Origin of the sequence: Pseudoclavibacter helvolus (assembly GCF_049707175.1) — a bacterium.
Classification (GTDB): domain Bacteria; phylum Actinomycetota; class Actinomycetes; order Actinomycetales; family Microbacteriaceae; genus Pseudoclavibacter; species Pseudoclavibacter helvolus_A.
This window is the reverse complement of sequence record NZ_JBNAFM010000006.1, coordinates 37380-63351: the sequence shown is the minus strand read 5'-3', so window position 1 is coordinate 63351 and position 25972 is coordinate 37380. Positions and strand designations below refer to the sequence as shown.

The 25972-nt window shown below is 67.8% G+C and carries 15 protein-coding genes and 1 tRNA gene; 9 read left to right on the top strand and 7 right to left on the bottom strand.

Annotated elements, in window-relative coordinates; all coding sequences use genetic code 11:
- Positions 1–61 precede the first annotated feature (61 nt).
- The gene (locus ACPYN9_RS06480) at positions 62–385 is read right to left on the bottom strand and encodes a hypothetical protein (protein WP_424464978.1); all 324 of its coding nucleotides are present in this window, start codon (positions 383–385) and stop codon (positions 62–64) included.
- A gap of 9 nt (positions 386–394) precedes the next feature.
- Entirely contained in the window at positions 395–619 is a 225-nt protein-coding gene (locus ACPYN9_RS06475) for a DUF3107 domain-containing protein (RefSeq protein ID WP_424464976.1), read from the bottom strand.
- 161 nt (positions 620–780) lie between these two features.
- On the opposite strand from ACPYN9_RS06475, the gene ACPYN9_RS06470 reads away from it, so the two are divergent.
- Together ACPYN9_RS06470 and ACPYN9_RS06465 are read left to right on the top strand one after the other, a co-directional pair.
- Complete coding sequence (locus tag ACPYN9_RS06470; RefSeq protein ID WP_424464974.1) at positions 781–4125, top strand: PD-(D/E)XK nuclease family protein; 3345 nt, start codon at positions 781–783, stop codon at positions 4123–4125.
- Positions 4122–7412 (top strand): ATP-dependent helicase, encoded by a 3291-nt coding sequence (locus ACPYN9_RS06465; protein ID WP_424464972.1) that lies wholly within the window; start codon positions 4122–4124, stop codon positions 7410–7412. The genes ACPYN9_RS06470 and ACPYN9_RS06465 overlap by 4 nt, the downstream gene beginning before the upstream one ends.
- On the opposite strand, the gene ACPYN9_RS06460 is transcribed toward ACPYN9_RS06465, so the two are convergent.
- Positions 7387–8577 (bottom strand): phosphotransferase, encoded by a 1191-nt coding sequence (locus tag ACPYN9_RS06460; RefSeq protein ID WP_424464970.1) that lies wholly within the window; start codon positions 8575–8577, stop codon positions 7387–7389. The two genes, ACPYN9_RS06465 and ACPYN9_RS06460, sit on opposite strands and share 26 nt — an antisense overlap.
- A 94-nt stretch (positions 8578–8671) precedes the next feature.
- Here ACPYN9_RS06460 and nudC point away from each other — a divergent pair, with 94 nt between their 5' ends.
- Both nudC and ACPYN9_RS06450 read left to right on the top strand, forming a co-directional pair.
- Positions 8672–9610 carry an NAD(+) diphosphatase gene (gene nudC / locus ACPYN9_RS06455; protein WP_424464968.1) on the top strand — a complete coding sequence of 313 codons (939 nt, stop codon included), beginning with the start codon at positions 8672–8674 and terminating at the stop codon, positions 9608–9610.
- Positions 9582–11366, top strand: a complete 1785-nt coding sequence (locus ACPYN9_RS06450) for an ATP-dependent helicase (protein ID WP_424464966.1) — start codon at positions 9582–9584, stop codon at positions 11364–11366. The genes nudC and ACPYN9_RS06450 overlap by 29 nt, the downstream gene beginning before the upstream one ends.
- Before the next feature lie 870 nt (positions 11367–12236).
- Here the strand turns inward: ACPYN9_RS06450 and ACPYN9_RS06445 are convergent.
- Entirely contained in the window at positions 12237–13604 is a 1368-nt protein-coding gene (locus ACPYN9_RS06445) for a zinc-dependent metalloprotease (protein WP_424464964.1), read from the bottom strand.
- 131 nt (positions 13605–13735) lie between these two features.
- Here ACPYN9_RS06445 and ACPYN9_RS06440 point away from each other — a divergent pair, with 131 nt between their 5' ends.
- The 4 genes from ACPYN9_RS06440 (at position 13736) to ACPYN9_RS06425 (ending at position 19643) form a co-directional block, all read left to right on the top strand.
- Positions 13736–14953 (top strand): YlbL family protein, encoded by a 1218-nt coding sequence (locus ACPYN9_RS06440; protein WP_424464963.1) that lies wholly within the window; start codon positions 13736–13738, stop codon positions 14951–14953.
- 158 nt (positions 14954–15111) lie between these two features.
- Positions 15112–18057: a UPF0182 family protein gene (locus ACPYN9_RS06435; protein WP_424464961.1), complete on the top strand. Its 2946-nt coding sequence runs from the start codon at positions 15112–15114 to the stop codon at positions 18055–18057.
- Positions 18058–18473: 416 nt separating this feature from the next.
- Positions 18474–18550 (top strand) — tRNA-Met (locus ACPYN9_RS06430).
- Positions 18551–18740: 190 nt separating this feature from the next.
- Positions 18741–19643 (top strand): DUF817 domain-containing protein, encoded by a 903-nt coding sequence (locus tag ACPYN9_RS06425; protein ID WP_424464959.1) that lies wholly within the window; start codon positions 18741–18743, stop codon positions 19641–19643.
- On the opposite strand, the gene ACPYN9_RS06420 is transcribed toward ACPYN9_RS06425, so the two are convergent.
- Positions 19627–21156, bottom strand: coding sequence for a sensor histidine kinase (locus ACPYN9_RS06420; RefSeq protein WP_424464957.1), 1530 nt, complete (start codon positions 21154–21156; stop codon positions 19627–19629). The two genes, ACPYN9_RS06425 and ACPYN9_RS06420, sit on opposite strands and share 17 nt — an antisense overlap.
- Entirely contained in the window at positions 21153–21932 is a 780-nt protein-coding gene (locus ACPYN9_RS06415) for a response regulator transcription factor (RefSeq protein ID WP_424464955.1), read from the bottom strand. The genes ACPYN9_RS06420 and ACPYN9_RS06415 overlap by 4 nt, the downstream gene beginning before the upstream one ends.
- Before the next feature lie 111 nt (positions 21933–22043).
- Between ACPYN9_RS06415 and ACPYN9_RS06410 the strand changes: the two genes are divergently transcribed.
- On the top strand, positions 22044–22673 hold the full coding sequence (locus ACPYN9_RS06410; RefSeq protein ID WP_424464953.1) for a GNAT family N-acetyltransferase: 630 nt from the start codon (positions 22044–22046) through the stop codon (positions 22671–22673).
- On the opposite strand, the gene dnaE is transcribed toward ACPYN9_RS06410, so the two are convergent.
- The gene (dnaE, locus tag ACPYN9_RS06405; protein ID WP_424464951.1) at positions 22592–25969 is read right to left on the bottom strand and encodes a DNA polymerase III subunit alpha; all 3378 of its coding nucleotides are present in this window, start codon (positions 25967–25969) and stop codon (positions 22592–22594) included. The genes ACPYN9_RS06410 and dnaE overlap by 82 nt on opposite strands.
- Positions 25970–25972 lie beyond the last annotated feature (3 nt).

Sequence of the window (25972 nt, the reverse complement as noted above, 5' to 3'; positions counted from 1 at the left end):
TCGGGCCGGGGGCCTGTTCGTTCTGCGAGGTCCGCGTCTCGGTTGCCCTACGGGCTCGCCTCTACGGCGTCTGGGCCCGCCCGAGATGGCTGAGGCGGTGGAGGAGGTCGTCGTCGTCGTGCTGACGACGGCTGCTCAGCGACCATCCCACGACGACGGTCGCGACGGCAGCGACGCCGAGCGTGATCACCCAGATCCAGCCGTTGTTGTAGGCAAGCCACGGGGCCGATCCCTGGAGCCACGTGAGTGCCTGCCAGACGACGAGAGCGACGATGCCGCCCAGCGCGGGCAGCAGCACCGGCCCGCGCGTTGCGCGGTGCGGAGCGACGAACTGCACGGCCAGGCCGAGGAGCACGCCTGCGAGGCCCGCGAACATGAGTTCCATGGCGAACGCTTAGGCGATGAAGCCGACGCGACGAGCCTGGTCGCCGGAAAGCTCCACGTACAGGATGCTCTCGGTCGCGACGAGGTACGAACGGTTTTTCGCGTCGTGGAGCTTGACGATCGCTGCGTCCTTCGCGACCGCTTCTTCGATGATGCGCTCGAAGTCGTCCTTGGTGAGGTCTGTCTCGAACGAGAGCTCTCGTGGGGCGTGCTTGATGCCGATGCGAACTTCCACTTGGCGCCTTTCGGATGCGAACGGGTGTCTGGCAAGGCTACCGGCAGGCCGACAGACTCGCTCGCATTGGCGCTTGCTTTCGCCGTGGGCGCAACGGGCGTCGGCGTCCCCGCGGAGCCTGCCGCGCGTCGAATGTCGGTGCACCGAGATAGCGTGACTGCATGACCTCAGGACCCGCCACCGATGCCGTGCACCTCGACGCCACGCAGCGGGCGGTCGTCGACGCCGATCCCGCGTCGAACCTGAGCGTCGTGGGCGCTGCGGGCTCTGGGAAGACGACGACGCTGGTCGAGCTCCTCGCCGCACGGGTTCTCGGAGGTGGGCTCACGACATCCGAAGTGCTCGCGCTCACGCCCGATCGACGAAGCGCCGCGAGGCTCCGCGAGATCATCGGACGACGCCTCGCCGTCAGCACACCGGGCGCGATGGCTCGAACACCAGAGTCGATCGCCTTCGAGATCGTGCGTGCTGATCGAGCACGGCGCGGTCTCCAAGCGCCGCAGCTCCTGACCGGGGCCGACGAAGACACGATCCTCGCGGAGCTCATCCAGAGCGATCTCGAGGCCAGGTCAACCGACGACCTGCAGCAGATGCAAACGGCGCCGATCGAGTGGGCGCCTCCGGTCACGCCTGCCACGATTGGTCTGCGAGGTTTCCGTGCCGAAGTGCGAGATCTGCTTGCAGCCATGTCCGAGTACGACGTCACCCCCGAGCGTCTTGACGAGCTCGCGCACGTGCGGCCCGTGTGGGCGGGTGCCGCGGCCCTCGCTCGGCAGTACCAAGAGAGCATCGCCCAGGCGAAGCCCAATGCTTTCGACACTCCGGGCCTTGTGCTGGAGGCGGTGAGTACCGTGCAGGCTTCGCCGCACCTCGACGCCTTTGCCGACCTCAAGCTGCTCCTGGTCGACGACGTTCAGGAATTCACCGAGTCGGGCAGGCGGCTGCTCGTCGCGTTCGCCCTCAGGGGAGTTCGCATCGTCGCGTTCGGCGACCCCGACGTCACGACCGGAGGGTTTCGCGGGTCGAGGCCCGAGCTCGCTGCCGACTGGCGAGGCGAGACTCGCGGCGCTCTCGAGCAGCCGAGGCGGCTCGTGCTCGGCCACGTGCACCGCGGCGGCGCCGAGCTCAGAGCGTTCGTGCGCGAAGTCACCGAAGGCATCGGCGTGCAGCGAGAGTCGAGGCACCGGGCAGCGCAGGCCGTGCACAGTGGTTCGCGGCAGGAGACCGCGCCGCCGCCCGTCGCGCGATTCTCCGCGGCCTCGTCGGCTGCGGAGTGCCGCGGCATCGCCGACTACCTCCGTGAGCTTCACTTGCTCCACGACGTCCCCTGGGACGAGATGGCGGTCATCACACGACGAGGCGGCAGCATCGAGTCGATCAGACGCCAGCTCGCCGTGCTCGAGGTGCCGACCAGCTCATCCCAGGCACTGCCCGCCGCGCGTGACAAGGCGGTGCAGGCCGTCGTCCGGCTGGCGGCGATCGCGAGCGGGGCTGAAGAGCTCAGCGCGGAGGCCATCGCCGAGCTCGCGGCCTCGCCGGTGTTCGCGGTTGACCCCGTGCAGCTACGACGGGTTCGGCGGGCGCTCCGCCTCGACGAACTCGCGGCTGGGGGCAACCGCGCCGCAGACGAGCTGCTCGTCGAGGCCGTCGCCCGGGTTGCTGGCCTCCGGCTCCTGACCGACCCTGACGCGCCAGCCTCCGCGACCTTCGAACGCCTGCTGGCCACCGGCGGGTCGGCAAGCGGGCGCAGCGCGACGCGAGCCCTGCAGCAACTTGGATCCCTGCTCCGCGCAGTCTCCGCCGAGATCGAAGCCGCGAGCAGCCAGCAGCTCAGCATCGCCGCCGACGAGGTGCTCTTCGCCGTCTGGGAGCGGCTCGGTCTCGCTCGCTCCTGGCGCGAGACGGCTCTCGGCTCTGGGCCACGCGCTGAACAGATCGGCGCTCACCTCGACGCCCTCGTCACCCTCTTCGACGTCGGCAAGCGCTTCGTCGAGCGGCAACCCGACGCCAACATCCACGACTTCCTGCTGCAATGGTCGGGGAGTGAGGTGACCGCCGACTCGCTGGCGAGCCGCACGCACGGGGGGACCGTCACCGTGACGACGCCCGCCGCCGTGCTCGGCCGCCAGTTCCGGGTCGTCGTCGTCGCCGGGCTCTCCGATGGCGTCTGGCCGAACCTCCGTCTCCGAGACTCGCTGCTCGGCGCCGGGCAGCTGGCCGAGCTCGAGCGCGGAATCGACACGACGCGGGACCTCGTCGACCGACGGCTCGAGGTGTTGCACGACGAGCGAAGGATGTTCGCCCAGGCGGTCTCGCGGTCGTCGGAATGGCTGCTCCTGACCGCCGAGGAGAGCGAAGACAGCGCCCCCTCGCCGTTCTTCCTGCTCTCACCGAGAACCTGGGGCGATCCTGGTCCCGATGCCCGAGAAACCGGAGGGCATGCCCTGACGCTTCGTGCGCTCGTCGGTGAGCTGCGGCGGGCCGCGATCGCGGACGGCGTCGAGCCATCAGTCGCAGCAGGGCTGGCGAGGCTCGCCGACGAGGGAGTCCCCGGGGCCGACCCTTCAGCGTGGTACGGCCTCTCGGGGCCCACCACCGGCAGGCCGCTCCGCGACCCGAACGATCCCGACACGACCATCTCCGTCTCTCCGTCCAACATCGAGAGCTTCGAGGACTGCGGCGTCAACTGGTTTGTCTCCGCGCACGGGGGAGGCACGACGAGCGAGAGCATGAACGTGGGAAACATCGTGCACGCGGCCGCCGAATTTGACTTCGCCGATCTCGAAGCACGAACAGCCTTCGCACAGGCGCGCCTCCGGGCGAGCGACTTCGACGCTCCCTGGCAGGAGGCAGCAGCCCGCGCGAAGGTCGACGAGCTCGTTCGCAACCTCTCGGCATACCTGCACCGTGTGAGCCTCGACGGCGCAACACTGCTCGGCGCGGAGCGAGCATTCACCGTGCAGCTTCGCGTCGACGGCGACGACAGCGCGAGCATCACCCTGCGCGGCAAGATCGATCGAATCGAGCGCACCTCCGCCGGGTCCGTAGATGTCGTCGACTTCAAGACCGGCCGATCCATGCCATCCAACGACGCCATGGTCACCAACGCGCAACTCGCTGCCTACCAGGTGGCGCTCGCCGCCGGGGCCGTGAGCGATCCCGTCGAACACCCAAGCACCTCCGTCGAGCAGCCGACCAGGAGCGATCCGGGTGAGCAGATCCCCAAAGCCCAAGTGCATGAGGCGAAGCTCGTCTTCCTCGCCAAGCCGACCTCCAAGCTGGAGTGGAGCGAGCGAACGCAGCAGCCTTTCGACGAGGCCGCGACCGCGGAGTTCTTTGAGCGCGTCCGGGCCGTTGCGCTCGGCATGATCGGTCTTCCCGAGCCAGCCGGCGAGCGCGCAGAAGCTGAAGCCCACTACGAAGCCCACCTCGAGTCACATTGCCTCGGCTCCTTCGGTGGAGCACGAGCCTGTGCGCTGCACGCCGCACCGGAGGTTACCGAATGACACACGACTGGCCAGCAGGAGCCGTCACCCACGGCGAGATCGCGCTGGCGCTCGCCGACAACGACCCGTCTCGCATGCTTGAGCCGACTCCAGAGCAACGACTCGTCATCGAAGCGCCGGCGGTCCCGAGCCTCGTCATGGCCGGAGCCGGAAGCGGCAAGACACAGACCATGGTGCAGCGCATCGTCTGGCTCGTCGCGGCCCAGGGCGTGCATCCGACCGAGATCCTCGGCCTCACCTTCACCCGCAAAGCAGCCGGGGAACTGAGGGAACGCGTGCAGCTGGCGCTCGCACGTCTCCGCAGCGAGGGGCTCGTGGTCGGAGACGAGTTCGCGATTCCGGAGGTGTCGACCTACAACTCTTTTGCCAACCGCGTCTTCTCGGAGAACGCGCTCCTTATCGGGCAGGAACCCGACGCGCGCATCGTCGACGAGATGACGGCCTTCGCTCTGATGCGCACTGTCGTCCTCGCCAGCGACGACAGCCGACTGAGCTCGCTCGACCTGCAGCTCAGCGCCATCACAAACCTCGCACTGAACGTCGCCAGAGCAATGCGTGACAACCAGCTGACCGCAGACGCCTGCGAGGCCTTCGTCGCAGAGTTCCGTAAAGTCCGCGAGCTGCCCGGACGGGGCAAGGCCAACACACCCGCGAAGCCGGTCCAGGACGCGGCGACGATCCTGGACGAACTGCCGATCTTTGTTCGGCTCGCTGAGCGCTATCAGCTCGAGAAGCGTCGGCGAGGGCTTATCGAGTTCTCAGACCAGGTCACGTTCGCCGCAGAGACCTGCTCGAGCACCCCCGCTGTCGTGAGCGAGCTCCGGGCACGGCACCGCTTCGTCATCCTCGACGAATACCAGGACACGAGCGTCGGGCAAACGCGTCTGCTCGGCGCGATCTTCGGCGACCATCCCGTGCTGGCGGTCGGCGACCCAAAACAGTCCATCTACGGGTGGCGCGGTGCAAGCCCCGGCAACATGCGCCGGTTCCACAGTGACTTCCGCTCGAGCATCGTTCCGCCAAGTCAGGAACCCACCTTCCAGCTCTCGATCTCTTGGCGAAACGACGCGCGCATCCTGGACGCGGCAAACCAAGTGGCCTCGAAGCTGCCGGAGGCCGGCGATGCCGGCGTGACGCAGCTCGGCGCGCGCCCCGGTGCAGGAGACGGCAGCGTCACACTCGCGTTCCCGGAGACGCTGGACGAAGAGGCGGACGCGGTCGCGACCTGGATGCGCGACCGCATCCTCGTCGACGGTGAGTCCCGTCCGCCCTCCGGCGCGGTGCTCCTGCGCGCGCGGAAGCTCCTCCCGCTCTTCTCCGCAGCTCTGACACGTGCCGGAGTGCCCAACCGCGTCATCGGGCTCGGCGGCCTCCTCTCCGCACCGGAGGTCGTCGATCTCAGGTGCGCGATGCGCGTCGCACAGGACTCCATGGCGGGCAATGAGCTGATCCGCCTCCTCGTCGGCGCCAGGTTCCAGTTCGGTCTCGCAGACGTGGCTGCAATCCACGACGTCTCGAGGCGACTCGCGAACCGGGACGTCACAATGGCGGCACTCGCTGACGATGTGCGCGCAAGCAAGCGCGAGCTCGCGACTGGCGACGACGAAGTGCCGCTGCAAGAGGCGCTCGACTTCCTCGCGGAGCGAGTGCGCTTGGAACACCGGCGCGAAGAGCCGGACCCCTGGCTGTCGGCGCTGAGCAGCGAGGCGCGATCACGGATTCCCCGTGTCAGCGAGCTCATCGCAGAACTCCGGCGGAATGCTGGGCTCTCGATCACGAGCTTCGTCGACGCGACCATCTCGCTCATGGGGCTCGATCTCGAGGTCACCGCCAACCCCGGCAACATCGCGCGGGTCGGGAACCTCGACGCCTTCGTCGAGGCCGCCGCAGCGTACGCGGCTGCGGAGCCCGACGCCGACCTCGGCGCGTTCCTCGACTGGGTCGAGATCGCTGCGGGCGACGATTCGCTCGCACCCGTGCAAGAGCAGGCTGAACCCGGCGTCGTGCAGCTCCTCAGCATCCACGGTTCGAAGGGGCTCGAGTGGGACTTCGTGGCGGTTCCGCGAAGCGTCGAGGGCGAGATGCCCAGCAGCTCACGAGACGGTCTCGGCTGGATTCGGCGCGGGATGATCCCCTACGAACTGCTGCTCGACGCGCACGATCGTCCGGAGCTGGCGTGGCGCGACGCGGAGACGCAGAAGGAGCTGGCCGATCTCATGATCGACCTCAAAGAGCGCATCAGGGAGCGCAACGACGCCGAGGAGCGACGTCTCGCCTATGTGGCCTACACGCGTGCGCGGCACGAGCTGCTCATCTCCGGGTCGTACTGGAGCTCCATCCACAAGACAGCGCGCAAGGTCTCGCAGTTCGTCACCGAGCTGGCGAATGCCGGCGTGATCGACGCACCTCCCGAGAACACGCTCGACTCGCCCCCGACCTCGTTGGCCGCCGACAGCGTCTCGTGGCCGCATCGTCCGTTCACTCCTGAGCGCCGCGCGCGCGTCGAAGAGCTGGCCAACGCAGTCGGCCAGGCCCGTCGTGCACGCACAGCGCCTGACCACGCGCTCGAAACCCGCATCGAGCTCCTGCTGCGAGAACGCGCGGACCGCAGCGTCAGGCGTGAGACGCACCTGCCTGAGCGCTTTGCTGCGTCGAAGTTCAAAGACCTTGTCACCGACCCGGCCGAGATCGCAGCGCAGCTCCGACGGCCGATGCCCCAGAAACCGTTCAGGCAGACACGCATCGGAACCATGTTCCACGCTTGGGTCGAGGCGCACTACGCGGCGCCGAGCGCTGGCGGTGACCTTCTCGGCATGGCCGAGCTCTTCGGCACCGAAGATCCTGCCCTCAGCGGCCTCGCCGACGCGTCAAGTGCAGACTTCGCGGAACTCGAACGCCTCAAGGAGGCGTTCCTGCGGACTCCGTGGCCCCACAGGACTCCGGTACTCGTTGAGCAGACCATCGAGTTCCGCCTCGGCGACCGCACGGTCGTCTGCAAGATCGACGCCGTCTTCCAACACGACGGGCGAGTCGAGGTCGTCGACTGGAAGACCGGCCGAGTGCCGAGCGGCGACAGCGCGCGGTGGGAGCGCCAGCTGCAGCTCGCGCTCTACACGCTCGCCTACGCACAGCACACGGGGGTGCCGCCGGAGCAGATCGACGCTGTGCTCGTCTACGTGCGCGAGGGGGAAGAGATCCGGGTTCCAGAGGTCACCGGGCACGCCGAGCTTGAACGCCTCCTCGCGGAGGCCGAGCAGGCCCTCATCGCAGCGAGTCTGTCCTCATGAAATCGTTCGGGGGCGTGTCGTCGTCGAGGTCGTCTTCAGCCGCGTGATCGAGGTCGAGGTCCGGGCTGTCATCGGGATGCACGCCAGCCGGGGCTCCCGAGTCCGCCTTGTGCACGAGGCCCGGAAGCACCGCGCTCCCGGTGTCCTCGGCGTTGGACGTGTGGGCCGGACGCCGCCCGGCCGCCTCCTTCAGGAGTTCCTGCACCTCGGCGATGTCGAGGACCGGAAGCGTCTCGTGCACGAGCGGCTGAGCTGGCGCGCGGTGGATCCGGTCGACGAGCGAGTCGAGCATTCCCTCGGCATCGGCGATGATCTTGGCGTCGCCCGCATCCACGCCGTGCAGCAGCCAGCGGGCCAGCTCGAGCTCGGCGTAGAGCAGCGCCCGCTGCCGCAGCTGTCGGTCGACCGTGCCAGGCGCCTCGTCTGTGTACTCGTCGAGGATGCCCCTGGCGATGGCGCCCTCGAGCGAGGAGATCCAGTGGAGGTCGCGCGCGGGGTCTCCCACGCGCAGATCGCTCCAGCCAAGCACGCCCTTGACCTGGTTGCCATCGGTGATGATCGAGGCCAGTCCGAGCGCACCGTGGATGACGGTGGGCTGGAACTGCCAGAGCGAGTCGTCGTCGACGGCCGCGGACCAGCGACGGTCGAGGGTGACGGGAAGACGGCCCGTCTCCTTCGCTCGTGCGATCGTCTGGGCCGCAGCCTGCCTGGCCTCCGGCGCCGTGAGCGTCGGCATCCCGGCCGCTTCGACCGGACCGCGGGGGAGGGAGTGGATGGCGGCGATCGCGCGGCCGAGGCTCACGAGGAACAGCGTTCCGGGCTCAAGAGGCTCCTGGTCGGCCGGAACTCCACGAAGGAACGTGGAAACGGCGACCCGTTCGCGCGACTCGCTCAGGCTTCCGAGCACCTCCGAGACCTCGAACGGGAGTCGGCTGCGCATTCCGGGGGTCAAGACCCCCAGTGCGCGGACGTCAGCGAGCTGCTCCTGGGCTGCAGCCGACGACGTCGGTCGCCGGGCGATGATCGTTTCGCCGTCCCTGAGCGTGAGCAGGGCGGCGTCAAAGTCGCCGTGTGCGCCGTACGTGTGCTCGAGGGCCGCAGCCACGTCGAGGTCGGGGACAGCAGCCACGGCAAGTGCCGCGAGTTCCAGCGAGAGCTCAGCCATGGGTCCAGGGTAGGAGGCGCGGCCGGGGGTGGGTGCGTGCCACGCCCGCAGGGTCGCGAGGCGACCTAGGATGAGTCCGCCTATGAATCACTTCATGTCACGTCTCCCACTTGCCCAACAGCAGACCGACCGCGACCACGAGCGTCGCAGCGAACCCGGTCTTGTGCACGCGCTCTTTGGCGACGACGCCACCCGGGTGCTCGTCCTGAGCGGCGGCAAGGCGCTCATGCGCCGCGAGGGCGACGGTCCGAAGCTCGAGCTGCTCGTCGCGACGAGCGCGCGCGCCGCCATCCTCGCGCCGGCGATCGGAGACGCCGTGTACCTCGGTCGCACGCTCAGCGGCGACGCGGACCTGCCGAGCGGCAGCTCCGTCCTGTCCGTGAGCATCGATGCGGAGCTCGCGGCCTCGCTCGAGCCCGACGCGCGGCTGTGGGCCGGCCTCATGGAGACGGCCGCGCACCTCGGTGCCCTGCACTGTGGTCTCTTCACCGAGGCTCTCGCCATCACCAACTGGCACGACACGCATGGGTTCTCGCCGCGGACGGGATCAGCGACCAGCCCAGGGCTCGCGGGATGGGTGCGTCAAGCGGAGGGGGAGACACATGTCAGCTTCCCGCGTACCGACGCCGCCATCATCGCCGCGGTGCTCGACCGCGATGATCGCATCCTCCTGGGCGCCAACGTGCGCTGGAACCCCCGTCGCTTCTCCCTGCTCGCAGGCTTCGTCGAACCGGGTGAGTCGTTTGAGGCGGCGGTCGAACGAGAGATCTACGAGGAGGCAAGGGCGCGGATCGTCGAGCCGAAGTACCTCGGCTCGCAGCCGTGGCCCTTCCCCGCGAGCATCATGGTGGGCTTCACCGCAAAGCTCCACCCAGACCAGGACCCCGCATCCGTCGAGCCCGACAACGACGAGATCGTGGAGCTTGGCTGGTTCACCCGCGATGAAGTTCGGGCCATCGAGGACCGCCTTCCTGGGCCGACCTCCATCGCCCGAGCGATCATCGATGCCTGGCTCAGTGGTCAGCTCGACTGAGCCGGAGAGCTCCGCGCAGGCCTCGACCGCCGACGTGAGCCTGCTCGCCTCGCTCAACGACGCCCAGCGGGAGGCGGCGCTCGCACTCGTCGGTCCCGTCTGCATCCTGGCCGGAGCCGGAACGGGGAAGACACGGACGATCACGCACCGCATCGCCTACGGCATCCGAGCCGGCGTGTACGACCCGTCGCGAGTTCTGGCGCTGACCTTTACGGCGAAGGCCGCCGGTGAGCTGCGGGGGCGCCTTCGAGACCTCGGCGCCTCCGGTGTGGCTGCCCGCACCTTCCACGCTGCCGCCCTCAGCCAACTCGGCTTCTTCTGGCCGCACACCGTCGGTGGTCCCGCTCCCGCGATCGTGAAGGGCAAGGGGCGGCTCATCGCAGAGGCCTCCGAGCGCATCGGGCTCCGCTTGGACCCCGCCGGAGTCCGCGACCTCGCGACCGAGATCGAGTGGCGCAAGGTCCGCGAGCTCTCCCTCGAGGACTACGCCATCCAGCTCCAGACCACGAGGTCTCTGCCGAACGGTGTCAGCGACGACGCAGCGCTCGCCCTGCTGCAGGCGTACGAGGATATTAAAGACGAGCGCCGACAGATGGACTTCGAGGATGTCCTGCTCGCGACGGTCGGCATGCTTGAGCTGGAGCCATGGGTCACGCAGCGTGTCCGCGAGCAGTATCGATTCTTCGTCGTCGACGAGTACCAGGACGTGTCGCCGCTCCAGCAGCGGCTCCTGCAGCTGTGGCTTGGCGAGCGTCGCGAACTGTGCGTCGTCGGCGACGCGGCCCAGACGATCTACTCGTTCGCGGGTGCCTCCAGCACGTTCCTGACCGGATTCCCCGAGCGGTACCCGGACGCCCGCGTCGTGCGACTGGAGGACAACTACCGTTCGTCGTCCGCCATCATCGGGGTCGCGAACGAGGTTGCGCGCCACGTGCCCTACGCCCTGACGCTCGAGCCGGCCGCGGAGACGCCGCGCCGGGAGCCCCTGCCCGAAGTGCTGCAGTTCCACGACGACGACGACGAGGCACGCGGAGTCGTGCACAAGATCGGTGAGGACCTTCGCAGCGGCATTCCGATTGAAAGCATCGCGGTGCTCTACCGCACGAACGTGCAGGCCGCCGCCGTCGAACGGGCGCTGCAGGATGCGGGCATCGCCTACTCCGCCATCGGCCAGCGACGCTTCTTCGAGCAGCCTGAGGTGCGTCAGGCGCTCAGCGCGTTGCGGGCAGCGGTGATGCAGGAGACCGAGGGTCCGCTCTTCCAAGTGGTCAGCGACGTCCTTCGCGATCTCGGGTGGACGCACGAGCCGCCCGCCGACTCCGGGGCGCTCCGCGACCGTTGGAACTCGTGGGATGCCCTGCTCCGGCTCGCTGACGCGCAGCCGCACGGCACCAAGCTGGCGGAATTCTCCGCCGAGCTCCAGCAGCGCGCCAAGATGCAGTACGAGCCGGAGTTGCGGGCCGTCACGCTCTCGAGCATCCACGCCGCGAAGGGCCTCGAATGGGACAGCGTGACCATCATCGGGGTGAGTGAAGGGCTGCTGCCGATCTGGTACGCCAGCGCGCAGGCCGAACTCGACGAGGAGCGACACCTCCTCTACGTCGCGGTCACCCGAGCGCGGAAGCGTCTGCGTCTGACGCACGCGCAGTACGGGGGGCGACGTGACGCGGAGCGTCCTGCGTCCCGCTTCCTGGCGGAACTCGGCACCCGCATTCGTCGTGGAACGAACGGCGCGTTCGGCGGACCTCGCCGCTGACGGCATCGATGGTCCGGACCTCAGAGGGCGGGCAGTCCAAGCGCGGGCCGTCGGTGAGCCACGCTGACACGGCGTCGACGACCAGGCTGCGCACGATCTCTCGGGTGAGGCGGGGCAGCGGGACGCGGCTCGTGACGGCCAGCTGCGTGGCGATGGCGGGCCACGAACGGTCGGCATCGAGGCGGTTGAGGTCGTCGCAGCGGATGCAGGGCGTTCGTCCGGGCTGCACGAGCGGCCCGACGGTCGCTCCCTGGTCCTCCGCGATGACCGCGAGGTGCGGGATGTCCTCCGCCATGAGCGGTGAGTATCGTCGCGGGGTCAGGACGTAGTCGGCGCAGTCGACGACCAGGCCGATCTCGGCCGTGCGCTGCGGGAGGTAATCCGCGCGAGCTCGCCGCACGACGCATGCGAGGGCTGCGATGTGCTCTGCGAGGTCGTCGCCGGCGACGGTGCCTCGAACGAGCACCACGGGCGTCTTGGACACGGCGCTCCGTGTCGGTTTCGGCGACCGTCGGCGAGGCGAGACCGGCGCGGGTTCGAGCAGCCCACCGACGAGGTCGAGCAGCGCCTCCACTTCGGAATCGGCGAGCCCGAGGCGGGCGCCGCGCTCCTGGAATTCCTCGTGCGTGCCCGCACGGCGCAGCGACTCGAGGAACCGCTCTGCGCTGATGCTGGGCGCCTCGACGAGGGCACGGGTCGTTACCCCGCCGAGCTGGAGCTCGGTGGGCGAGCGCCAGACGATCGGCATGCCAGGAGGCAGTCGCAGTTCCATGCGGAGATCATGCTGGAAGCAGCGCAGCGGCGCAGGAGTTCTCCACAGGCCTCGGATGTGCGGTCAGCGGTGGTGGGTCACCGCTGACCGCGAACCGATCAACTGGCGGGTTTGTCGCCGCCTTCGGGGGCGTCTCCGAACGCCGAGGGGTCGTCCAGGAACTTCGCGAGTGCCTCGTCGTACTCGTCGGCGGGGAGCTCGCCGAAGCCGAGTCTGGTGACGAGCGCCTCCGGCTGGTCGATGTCCTCGCTCGTCGGCAGGGCGTCGAAGTGCGCCCACAGGTCGTCTCGGGCCTGCGCACCGTGCGCCTCGGAGACCGCGCGCCACATCGCCGCAGCCTCGCGAAGCCGCCTGGGGCGGAGCTCCAGCCCGACCAGCGAAGCGAAGGCACGCTCGGCCGGCCCGCCGACGGCACGGCGTCGGCGCACGGTCTCTGCCAGGGCCGCGGATTTCGGAAGCCTCGCCGTTGCGTCCTCCGTCACGACGTCGACCCAGCCCTCGATGAGGGCGAGCATCGTCTCGAGTCGCGCGAGGGCCGCCTCCTGCTGCTCGGTGCGCGGCGGGATGAAGGCACCTTCTGACAGGGCCGCTCTGATGCCCTCTGGGTCGCTGGGGTCGAGCGATTGGGCGAGCTCCTCCATGCGCGAGACGTCGATGGTCACACCGCGGGCGAACTCCGTGATCGACGAGATCAAGTGGAGGCGGAGCCACTTGGCGTGCTGGAAGAGGCGCGCATGCGCGGTCTCGCGCACCGCCAGGTAGAGCTCGATCTGCTCGCGGTCGACGTCGAGCCCCTCCGCGAAGTTGTCGATGTTCTGCGGAAGCAGCGAGGGGCGGCTGTGGTCGAGCACGGGGACTCCAATATCGCCTCCGGCGACGACCTCCTCCGCGAGGTTTCCCACGACCTGCCCGAGCTGCACGGCGAACATGGCTCCGCCGATGCCGCGCATCATTGAGGACGACTGGCCGAGCAGTTGCGCCATCTCCGGCGGGGTCTGCTCGGCAAGCACGTTCATCAGCGCGTCTGCGATGCTCGTCGCGACGGGCTCCGAGAGCGAGGTCCAGAACTGGATCGAGCCGGTGATCCATTCGAGACGGGTGAGCGTGGCCGGCGATTCGCTGGGCTCGCCGAGGTCTGTGGCCTCGCTGAGCCAGAGCTGCGCCACACGGAAGGCCTGGTCGAATCGAGCCGCCTCATCTGCGGCGATCTCGCGGTTGCCGGGCAGCGCGACGCGGCGAGCCTGGTCCCTGGCGACCTGCCAGTCGAGCCCGTTGCCCGGGTTTGCGACGGCCGCCTGGAGTTGCGCCAGGAGCGCCTGGACCGCAGCCGGGTCGTTCGGCAGGCCCGCGACTCCCGCGAGCTTGGCGGGGTCGAAGCCTCCCTGCCCGCTCAGTAGCTCTCGGAGCAACTTGCGCAGCTCGTCCTCTGATCCGTCGTCGGGAATCGGTCCCTGTGCATCACTCATTCCGCACCTCCCAGCGCTTAGATCTACGCTAGCTCGTGGCCCCTCGGAGGAAGGGCCACCGTGACTGCGTATGCGCCGAGTGCCTTGCGCCACGGGCGAACAATTGGCCGCAGGACATCGAAACGAGCGCAGTGACCTTCTTCTCAGAGCCTTCAGCGGAGGGCGATGCCCGTGTTCGCGAGCAGTCAGAGGCGTTCGCGCGAGCGCACGAAGCGAACCGCCGTCGCAGCGAGGAGGGGTCTCGCCGCGCGAGAGTCGGCCTCGTCTTCCTGTCCATCGGCATGCTGCTCCTCGTCGCCCTGGGGTTCAGTCCGTCGCCCTATGTGGTCCGATCCCCGGGACCAGTCTTCGACGCGTTGGGCACCGTGCAGGCATCGCAGGACGACCCGACGCAGGTCGAGGTCATTACGATCGGCGGTGCCGACACGTACGAGCCCTCTGAGGGGCAGCTCGACGTCATGACCGTCAACGTCGGGGGCAGGCCGGAGAACCTGCCCAACTGGTTCGAAGTCTTCCTCGCGCTTATTACTCCGTCAAACGACGTGCTCCCCGTCGAGGCCTATTACGCCGATGCGGAGACGGGCGAGCAGCGGGATGCGCAGAACGCGGCGCTCATGCAGGGATCGGAGGCCGACGCCATCGCTGCTGCCCTGTTGAACGAGGGCTACGACGTCGGTACTGCGCTCGCAATCGTCTCGGTCGGCGACGACGGCGCGGCAGCTGGGATGCTGGAGCCCGGTGACATCGTCACTTCCGTGAGCGGGATCCCCGTCGAATCGACCGACGGACTTCCGGCAGCTGTGCTGGAGGCCTCGGGCGGTGACCTCGAGCGCCTGCAACCCGTCGACGTCGTCGTCGATCGCTCCGGTGAATCCAAGAGCTTCACGATCACGCCGCGTGCGGGTGTCGTCGAGGGGGAGGGGCGCGCGCTCCTCGGCGTGACCGTCTCGACCCAGCACGACTTCCCGATCGACGTGAGCATCGAGCTCGGCAACGTCGGAGGTCCGAGCGCTGGGCTCATCTTCGCGCTGGCCGTCTCTGACAAGCTCACCGAGGGCGACCTCACGCAGGGCCTGCACGTAGCCGGCACCGGCACGATGTCTCCGGACGGCACCGTCGGAAGTATCGGTGGTATCACGCAGAAGCTCTACGCGGCCGTCGAGGTCGGGGCTGATCTCTTCCTCGCTCCGGCTGACAACTGCCAGGACGTCATCGACGGTGGCATCCCGGGCGACATTCCCGTCTACGCGGTGTCCAGCCTCACCGAGGCCGAACAGGTCATCAGCACGGTGGGTGAGGGCGCGGACACCAGCGCCCTCAGGACCTGCGAATCCGTCCTCGGCAGCTGAGACGAGGCAGTCTCAGATTTGCCAGGCACTTGCCAGATAAACTGCTCTAGTTCCCCTTTCTCGGAAAACAAACGGCCCTTCCAGGCAATGACAGGTACGACGTGACAAGCACTGCAGCTCAACAGCCCCAGAGTCCGAAACCCGCCAGCCGACGTCGGATGGGACCGCTCACGATCACCTTGCTGATCGTCGTGGCGCTTCTCGTCGTCTTCTTCTGGTTCGCCGGCCGATACGCGGACGTGCTCTGGTACGACCAGCTCGGCTACCTCGAGGTCCTGCTCACGGAGTGGGGTGCCGGCGCCATCATGTTCGCGATCGGCCTCGTCGCGATGGCGGTCCCGCTGTTCGTGAACCTGCAGATCGCCTACCGCGCACGCCCCGTCTACGCGAAGCTCAACGAGCAGCTCGACCGCTACCAGCAGGTCATCGAACCCATCCGACGTGGTGCGATGATCTTCGTTCCCGCCATCTTCGGACTCTTTGCCGGCGTCGCGCTCATCACGTCGTGGCAGACGGTGCTGATGTGGATGAACTCGACGCCCTTCGGCGAGACCGACCCAGTCTTCAACCTCGACGTCGCCTTCTACGTCTTCGAGTTGCCCTTCTACCGCGGCGTCGTCGCCTTCATCAGCGCGGTCGTGCTGCTGTCGCTCATCCTCACCGCCGCGACCCTCTACCTCTACGGTGGCATCCGCGTGACGGGTCGCGAGGTCGTCATCTCGAAGAGCGCCCGCACGCACATCGCCATCCTCGCGGGCCTCTACATGCTCGTGCAGGCGTTCAGCTTCTGGCTTGACCGTTACGCCACGCTCAACACCCTCTCCGGACGCTGGACGGGTGTGCTGTACACCGAGGCGAACGCCACGATCCCCGGCCAGGGCATCCTGGCGGGCGCCGCGATCGTCGTCGCCGTGTTGTTCTTCATTGCAGCCGCCATCGGCCGCTGGCGCCTCCCGCTCGTCGGCACCGCGCTGCTCGTCGTCGTCGGCCTCGTCGTCGGCATGGTCTACCCGTGGATCGTGCAGCAGTTCCAGGTCGGGCCAAGCGAGCAGGCGCTCGAGACCCCGTACATCCAGAACAACATCGACGCGACCCGAGCGGCCTACGGGCTCGACCAGATCGAAGAGGTCAACTACGCCGCGGAGACCACGGTCAGCCAGGGACAGCTGCGCAACGACGCCGACACGACGGCGAACATCCGCATCCTCGACCCATCTCTTGTGTCGCCGACGTTCGCCCAGTTCGAGCAGGAACGCGCCTACTACCAGTTCCCCGAGCGCCTCCACGTCGACCGCTACGAGATTGACGGACAGGTGCAGGATGCCGTGGGCTCCGTCCGCGACATCAACATCGCCGGCCTCGGCGCCGACGCGCAGTCCTGGGTCAACAACACGATCGTCTACACCCACGGCTACGGCCTCGTGACGGCCTACGGCAACCAGCGTGGCCCCGACGGTCAGCCGCTCTTCATCGAGGGCGGAATGCCCAGCGAGGGCGCCCTCGGCGAGTTCGAGCCGCGCGTCTACTTCGGCCAGTCGTCGCCCGAGTATTCCATCGTCGGTGCGCCAGAAGGTTCGACCCCGGCGGAGTTCGACCACGTCTCGGGTGCTGACGGCGCAACGCAGACGTACAACACCTTCTCCGGTGAGGGCGGACCTGACCTTGGCAACTTCTTCAACCGACTCGTCTACGCGATCAAGTTCCAGTCGGAGCAGATCCTGCTCTCCGAGTACGTCAACAGCGAGTCACAGATCCTCTACGACCGCGACCCCGCACAGCGCGTGCAGGCCGCGGCCCCGTACCTGACGATCGACTCCGACCCGTACCCGTCAGTCGTCGATGGTCGCCTCACGTGGATCGTGGACGCGTACACGACGAGCAACAAGTACCCGTACTCGGAGCTCGCCGGCCTCCAGAACCTGCTCGAGGATGCCGACACGCCGGCCTCCTCGCTGCCGCCAGAGGTCATCAACTACATGCGCAACTCGGTGAAGGCCACCGTCGACGCGTATGACGGCACCGTCACGCTCTACGCGTTCGACGAGACCGACCCGATTCTCCAGACCTGGCAGAAGGTCTTCCCGTCGACGCTCAAGAACGTGTCGGAGATGTCCGGCGAGCTGCTGAGCCACATCCGCTACCCCACGGACCTGTTCAAGGTGCAGCGTGAGATGTTCGCGCGCTACCACGTGACCGACGCGAGCACCTTCTACAACCAGACGAACGCGTGGCAGCTGCCGCAGAACCCGACCGGGGGAGAGGCCTCGCAGCCGCCGTACTACCTGACCATGCAGATGCCCGGCCAGGAGTCGGCCTTCTCGATCTACTCCACCTACATCCCGCTGACCAACGCGAACGCGCAGTCGAGGAACGTGCTCAGGGGATACCTGGCCGCGAACTCGAATGCCGGGTCGACCGACGGCACGGTTGCCGACACCTACGGCAGGATCACCCTGCTTCGGGTCGAGAACGATAACGTCAACGGACCCGGCCAGGTGCAGAACATCTTCAACTCGAACGAGACGGTCGCCAACCAGCTGAACCTGCTCGAGCGAGGCGGCCAGACCGCGGTGCTCCGAGGAAACCTCCTCACGGTGCCGGTTGGTGAAGGGTTCCTGTACGTGCAGCCGGTGTACGTCGAGTCGACGGGTGAGACCAGCTACCCTCTGCTCAGGCGAGTGCTCGTGGCCTTCGGCGACAAGATCGCCTTCCAGCCGACGCTCGACGAGGCGCTCGACGAGCTGTTCGGCGGCGACGCCGGTGCTGACGCCGGCGATGGTGGCGTCGAGGTCTCCGACGACGACATCCCCGTCGACGAGGTCCCGGACGACACGACGAGCACGCCGGCTCCGGAGGCGACGACCGCTCCGCCAGCCGGTGGCGGAACGGGCACACCTCAGGAGCAGCTCTCGACGGCGCTCGCTGATGCGCAGAAGGCACTCGAGGACCGCACGGCGGCGTACGCGAGCAACGACCTGGTCGCGGCGGCAGAAGCCGACAAGCGGCTGACGGATGCGCTGAACCGTGCCCGCGAGGCTGACGGTCAGATCTCCGGCACGTCGAGCGCGCCGAGCGACTCCCCGGAGCCGACGCCGACCACGTAGGCCTCGACCTTCACACGCCGACGGGCGTCGTCCTCGCAAAGGGCGGCGCCCGTCGGCGTTGTCGTGTGCGGTTGTCCTGGTCTGCCCGCATCGCCTCAGGAGTTGTGGGAACATGCTGCTCCGCCCCGCACCGACGGCACTTCGCCACAACGCTGTGCGCTTGACCTCGAGGTCGGGGCAGGGGTGAGGGGGCGACCGCAGTGGATGTGGTGCCGCGGTGGGCGACGCGCCCGGGATGCGGGCGTCGGGGCAGTGAGCCACGGAAACTGCGACTTTTTCGGCGAATGTTGCCCCTGGAACGGGCCGCTCGAACGTGAGACGGAGGGTCGAGGATGGCCCGACACGCCGGGTTTTCCGGGGAAGGGGGCGCCTGGCTTGCACGACGCCGGGGGTGCTGGTAATGTTTTCTCTTGTGCCGCGGGGTGGAGCAGTTCGGTAGCTCGCCGGGCTCATAACCCGGAGGTCGTAGGTTCAAATCCTGCCCCCGCAACCAAATCCGCACATGTTGGGATGCTCGCAAGAGCAAATACGAACTGCGGCACAGGGCCCGTTTCCTCTCGAGGAAACGGGCCCTTCGTAGTTTCGCAGCAGCGCGTGCCTTACGTGTCCTCGGTTCGTCGAGCCGCTAGTGTCGTCAACTCGACAGACTCTGCCATTCGATGGAATGGGATCGGCGGTGCCCCGTGACCGGATTCACGAGCCTCGAGCGGCGTCTCGACGCCATCGCGGGGCGTCTTCTCGAGCGGGCCCCAGAGCGCGGCTTCAAGGCCGGCCTCGTCGAGTTCCTGGTCTTCGGGCTCAAGCAGGCGTGGGCCTGCATCTTCGGCGCGCTCATGCTCGCCGTGATTCTCGCGGCGCGCCTCTGGTACCCAGACGATGCCGTGCTCGCACGCAACGACGCTCTGGTCATCGCGGCCGTCCTCATCCAGGTCTTCATGATCGTCGCGCGCCTCGAGACCGGCCGCGAGCTGCTCGTGATCCTCGCCTTCCACGTCGTCGGCACCGGCATGGAGCTGTTCAAGACGAGCGTGGGCTCTTGGAGTTACGCGTCCGGCGGCGTCCTGCACATCGGCCCGGTCCCGCTCTACACGGGGTTTATGTACGCCGCCGTCGGCTCCTACATGTGCCGCGTCTATCGGCTCTTCGACCTGCGCTTCTCCAGATATCCGCGCATCTGGGTGACAGTGCTCGTCGCGGCGGCGATCTACGTGAACTTCTTCACGCACCACTTCCTGTACGACTTCAGGTACGTGCTCCTGCTGCTCGTGGCTGCCTTGTGGGGGCGCACCTGGATGCACTTCCGCGTCTTCCGCAGGACGCTCAGGATGCCGCTCCTTCTCGCGTTCCTGCTTGTGGCGCTCTTCATCTGGTTCGCGGAGAACATCGGCACGTTCGCTGGAGCGTGGGCCTACCCGAACCAGGAAGACGGCTGGGAACTCGTGTCGATCACGAAGCTGCTTTCCTGGTTCCTGCTCATGATCATCTCGGTGGTGATGGTCACCCTCGCCTACCCGCCGAAGGTGCCGCCCGTCGCGGGTCGGGGTGCGTCGGAGAGGGTGTCAGCGGCAGCTAGTCCCAGGCTTTAGCCGCAGGGATGCGCACGATGAAGGCGGCGCCATCCTCCGACTCGACGGCGATCTGACCGCCGTGTGCCTCCACGATGGACTTCACAATGGCGAGGCCGAGGCCGGTGCTGCCGGATGCGCGGGTCCTCGCTGAGTCGCCGCGGGCGAACCTGGAGAAGAGATCCTGTCGCAGCCCGTCCGGAATGCCGGGTCCGTCGTCCTGGACGACGAGCACGGCCTCGCGTCCCGTGGGTGATGCAGCCGCGAGCTCGTAGCGCACGGATACGTTGACGTGAGTGCCCTGCGGTGTGTGCAGGCTGGCGTTCGAAAGCAGGTTGACGACGATCTGGTGCAGGCGCTCCCAGTCGCCGAGCACGGTGACCTCGCTGGGGGGCACCGTGGCGCTCCAGTGTCGGTCTGCGTCGCTCGCCTGCGCGTCGCTGACCGCGTTGATGACGAGCTCGGAGAGATCCACGCTGTCGAGCTGCAGGTCCTGGCCTTCGTCGAGGCGCGCCAACAGCAGAAGGTCGTTGACGAGTGAGCTCATGCGGGTCGCTTCCGACTCGATGCGCGCGAGCGAACGCTCCGTGGTGTCGGGCAGCGACGCGGAGTCCTGACGGGTGAGCTCGGCGTACCCCTGGATCGCCGCGAGGGGGGTGCGCAGTTCGTGACTGGCGTCGGTGACGAAGCGGCGCATCCGTTGGTCTGCGGCAGTACGCACGGCGAACGCCTCGTCGACGTGCGCGAGCAGCTTGTCGAGCGCTTCGCTGACCTTGCCGACCTCGGTCCGCGGGTCGATGTCATCCAGCTTCACGGCCTTGCGGAGGCCGACCTCGCCGGAGGCGAGCGGCATCTGCGCGACGTTCTCAGCTGCGGTCACGACACGGGAGAGCGGGCGCAGCGCGACGCGCATGACCAGTGCGACGAGGAGCACGATGAGGCCGATGCCGAGTGACGACAGCACCAGGGTCAGCACGGTCTGGGTGAAGGTCGCGTCGCGAGCAGTGTCGAGCGACACGGCCGAGATGAGCGCGTAGCTGGGATCGCCGTCCCATTCGTGGATCATCACGCGGAAGTCGCCGGCGAAGTCGTCGAGCTTGATCGTCTCGAGCAGGGAGTGCTGTGCTTCGAAGCCGGGGGACTGCACGAGGGCGGTGAGTTCGTTCTTGATCGCCTGGTCACACTCGACGGCCGAGGTCTCGCTGAACGACGCGGAGTCGACGATCTCGCCGTTGTGGGCGAGCGCGATGATAGTGCCCGGTGCGTGCCCGACGAAGTTGACGAGGGGTTTGATCTTCGGGGTCGTCGCGTCACCGGTCTTTGGCGGATGCGGGTGGGTGCCTGGGATGTCTGCACGGTACTTGTCGACGGAATTCTCAAGGACCGACATGGATGCGGCGAGCTGCGTGTTCACGACACTCGTGATCGCGGAGTTGAGGGTGACCACGTTCATGATGCCGATGGCGCTCATGACGAACGCGACGACGAGGGTGACGCCGACGATGATGCGTCCGCGGAGCGTCCACGGTCTCATTCTGCTGGCCTGATCACGTAGCCCACCCCGCGCACGGTGTGGATCATCGGGGTGCGGCCTGCGTCGATCTTCTTGCGGAGGTACGACACGTAGAGGTCGACGATGCTGGCCTTGCCCGCGAAGTCGTAGTTCCAGACTCGGTCGAGGATTTGAGCCCGGCTCAGCACGCGCTTGGGGTTTCGCATGAAGTAGCGCAGGAGCTCGAACTCGGTCGTCGTGAGTGCGATGGGGTCGCTGCCGCGGCGGACCTCGTAGCTGCTCTCGTCGAGGAACAGGTCGCCGACCCGCAGCTGGGAGGCATCGTCGGCGACTGCCTCGCCTGCGCGCTGGATGAGCCCGCGGAGCCTTGCGACGAGCTCCTCGAGGCTGAACGGCTTTGTCATGTAGTCGTCGCCGCCGGCGGTGAGTCCGATGATGCGGTCGTCGATCGAGTCTTTGGCCGTGAGGAACAGCACCGGTGTGGCGTGTCCCTGACCTCGGAGGTTCCTGAGAATGCTGAGCCCGTCGATGTCGGGAAGCATGATGTCGAGCACCACGACGTCTGGTCGCGCGGCCGTGAACTTGGCGAGCGCGTCGCGCCCGTTGTTCGCGACGTCAACCTGCCAGCCCTCGTAGGACAGGGCGAGGCTCACGAGGTTGGTGAGGGTCTCTTCGTCGTCAACAAGCAGAACGCGGATGGGGGTGCCGTCCGGGCGGTGGAGACGAGGCAGCTGCGCGAGGACGGCCCGGCGGCGCCCGGGCTCGATGATCGGGTCGGCGGCAGGAGAATCGGGCATCTGGATATCGTGTCACGAGCGGCGTGTCTTGGCGCCGAGTGCATTCGTCCTCATAGAAAGCTCAAATCTTCTCTTACGCGGGGCATCGGGTGTGTTCGTAACCTGCGACGCATGACACTCCAGCGAATCCAGCAGCCCGACCTCGGGGGCCGTGCGCCGGGGGTCAAGAAGGACTTGCAGGGTGGCCTCTTCCATCGCCCGAGATTCCTGCGTGGCCCCCGCACCGAGCAAGCGTTCGACGCCCCCGAGCTCTTCACCGAGCGTCTGAGGTTGCGCCCGCACACGATCCGGGACGCCGAGGCCTGGCACGAGATCGTCTCCGACCCCGAGGTGATCCGCTACCTGCATTGGAAGCAGCGCGACCTGGTCGAGGCGACCGAGCACCTGAGCCGCAGGACGACGCACACCCGCCTGTGGCAGTCGGGTGACTTCATGGCGCTCGCTGTCGAGCACCGCGGCGCGCTCATCGGCGACGTCTCCGTGCACCTTCGGGAGGTCGAGGCCGATCGCCGCTCGGCGGAACTCGGTTGGATCATGCACCCGGGATGCTCGGGTCACGGCTTCGCGACTGAGGCGGCGGATGCGCTGGTCGAGTACCTGCGCGATTACGTCGGCGTGAAGCGCGTGCTTGCGGTCATGGATCTCGAGAACGAGGCCTCTTATGCGCTGGCGAGGCGTCTCGGCTTCACGGAGGTCTCGCGGTCCGACGAGTCGAGGACCACGGCGCTCGACCTGGTCTGAGCTGACCCGGCACTTCGCATCCGCTGCTGGTCGGCGTTGTCCGAGGCGGCCATGAGCTGTGCGACTTCCAGCAGGTCCCACGCCATGTCGCCGGTCACCGAGATGCCCCTGGCTCCCGACCGACGCGTCGTGCCTTTGACGAGCATGTAGTGAGTGCGGAACACGCGGCTGCCCGCTCGTTCCTGCGCGTCGTGGAAGAACACGGTCTGCGAGAGGCCGGTGCTGTCGTCGAGGGAGACGAACACGGTGCGTCGGCCCCCGCGCATCGGCGGGGTGTTGGTGGCGCGGCGGACGCCGGCGATGAGCACCTCGGTGCCGCCGGGCAGGTCGATGAGGGTGTTGGCGGGGACCACGCCGAGCCTGCGGAAGAGCGGGAAGAAGCGTTCCATCTGGTGGCGGCTGACCCCGAGCCCCAGCTCCTGGAGCTCCAGGTCGGTCTGGGTCTTGCCGTGGAGGTCCAGCGTCGTCACGCTGTGCAGTCGCGGCACCGGAAGCGCGAACGCGAACGACTGCTGGTGCTCGGGTACTCGCGTCGGGGTGCTCGTGAGCGAGCGGATGAACGCGAGCAGCTCGTGCCGTCTGCGAGCCTCGTAGTCGATGAAGGCGTCGAGTGCCCCGACCCTCGCGAGCGAATCGAGCGTGCTGCGCCGTGGACGCACGCGAGCGCGGAAGTCGGCGAGCGAGTCGAAGGGCTGGTGTTCTGCGACTCGCTCGCGTTCGGCGGCTGACATGCCGCGTACGTCCGCGAGCGACATGCGCACTCCGTCTCGACCGTCGGGGAGCGGCTCGACCGTGTACTCGAGGCCAGAGCGCTGCACGTCGATCGGCAGTAGCGGGATGCCGAGGTGCCGTGCCTCGGCGATGATGAGGTCTTTGCCCCACATGCCGGGGTCATGGGTGAGCAGGCCCGCCCAGAAGTGCGCGGCACGATGGGTCTTGAGCCAGGCGCTCTGGAAGGTGGGTAGCGCGAACGCCGCGCCGTGCGCCTTCGCGAAGCCGAAGCTGCCGAAGCCGGCGAGCACCTTCCAGGCTCGCTCGATGGTCGCAGGGGGAAAGCCCCGCTCTGCGGCCTTCTCGCGCACGAGCTTCTCGATGCGCGGCACGAGGTCAGGTTTCGCGAGCCACCTCCGGTACACGTCGGCCAGCTCGAGGCCGCATCCCGTCAGCTCGTCGAAGATGCGCATGACCTGCTCGTGAAAGACGACGACGCCCTTGGTCTCGAGCAGGATCGGCTTCAGCCTGGGGTGGATGTAGTCGGGCATGACTTCGCCGTGGCGGGCCCTGAGGAAGTTGAGCGGCATGTTGTTCTGCATCGGGCCGGGACGGAACAGCGAGATGTCGATGACCAGGTCGTTGAACACCTCGGGCTGCAGCTTGCCAACGAGCTCCATCTGGCCCGGGCTCTCGACCTGGAAGATGCCGAGCGTCTTCGTCGAACGGATGGTCTCGTAGGTCGCTTCGTCGTCGAGGGGGAGTGCGTCGAGATCGAGTTCTTCGCCGCGGGTGCGCTTGAGTTCCTTGACGGCGTGGGCCATGGCGCTCTGCATGCGCACGCCGAGGATGTCGAGCTTGATGAGGCCCATCGGGTCCATGTCGTGCTTGTCGAACTGGCTCATGGGGAGGCCGATGCCGGAGAGCTGCACCGGTGTGCGGTCGAGTAGCGAGATGTCGGAGAGGATGACGCCGCAGGGGTGCACCGAGATGTGTCTCGGCAGGGAATCGAGTCGTTCGGTGGCCTCGACGAGCACGTCGAGCTGGCGGGAGCGGCGCACTTCCTCTGCGAACTCCCGCAGCTCTGGTTTCTCGGCGAGTGCCTGCCTGAAGCGCTTGGCGGAGAAGCGCCACAGCTCTTTGGCGATGCGGTCGACCTCGCCGTCGGCGAGCCCAAGCGCGAGCCCGGCGTCGCGAACGGCACCTCGGGATCCGTAGGTGTTGACCATCGACATGAGCGTGACCCGCTCGCCGCCGAACTCGTCGAAGATGCGGTGGTAGACGCGGTGCCGTTCGGCGCTCTCCACGTCGAGGTCAATGTCTGGCAGCGTGCGGCGTTCGTCGGAGAGGAAGCGCTCCCAGATGAGGCCGAGCGAGATTGGCTCGACGTGGCTGGTGTACAGGAGGTAGTTGAGCAGCGACCCGACCCCAGAGCCTCTGGCCTGCACCCTCACCCCCATCTCCTTGATGAGCTCGACGACGTGGGAGACGGTGAGGAAGTAGGGGGCGAAGCCGAGCTTCCGCACCGTCTTGAGCTCGTGGGCGAGACGGTCGTTCAGCTCTCGCTCGTGCGCGGCGGATGCGCCGGGGTAGCGGGCGGGGATCGCGGCTCGAGCCTTCGCGCTGAGCACTTCGAAGGGGTCGCCGTGGACGCCGAAGCGGGTGACCTCCGGCATGCGCGGGGTGCCGATGCCCGCGTCTTTCTCGGGGTCGATGATGCAGGTCTCCGCCAGCGCGCTCGTCTGGGCGAGCAGGTCGTCGGCCGCTGAGGCGTCGTGCCCGCCCGCATCCACGATCATGCGCGCGACCTGACGCATGAGGCTGGCTGGCTTGAGCCAGGCCTGGGCGGTCGGTGCGAGCTCGATGTCGTCCAGCGCGCGCCGTGCGCGCACGGCGTCGGCGATGTCGACCGTTGCCGCTTCCTCCGGTGAGGCGTAGCGGACCGCGTTCGTGAGCACTGCCCTCAGCTTTGACTCTGTGGCGAGCCCGAGCATGCGAGTGGCGGCGGTGACCGAGCCAGGGCTACCTGGCTCGGCGAGGTGGCAGACGACCTCTACAACCAGCGAGGCGCGGGGGAGGCCGCGCAGCCACACCCTGAGGCGCTCTCGAGCCAGGCCGAGCTGCGCGGCTGTGGCTGCCGCGCCGACGTCGCTGGTTGGGCCGAGCAGCACGGTCAGCCTCGTGGCACCCTCTTCGGTCGAGGCGAGCTCGGTCAGTCTGGCGAGGGGGATGCTGGGCTCATGGATACCGGTCGGGGCGCTCGCGGTGGTCTCGTGCGCCGCTGACACCGCTCGGCAGAGTGCGGCGTACCCGGAGCCGGAATCGCGGCCTGCCGCGAGCACGACGACCCGGCCGAGGGGCTTGCCTCGTTCGTCGTGCACGGCGAGCTCGCTGCCGAGCGCGGCCCTGAGGTTCGCGTTGCGGCACGCGAGGAGGTGCTTGACCGCCCCGGAGATGCCGTCGCGGTCGGTGAGGGCGATCGTATCGAGGCCGCGCTCGGCGGCTGCCTGCGCGAGCAGCTCCGGAGGGGAGACCGCGTAGTGGGCGCTGAAGCCCGAAGATACGTGCAAGTGCGGGAAGCTCATCGC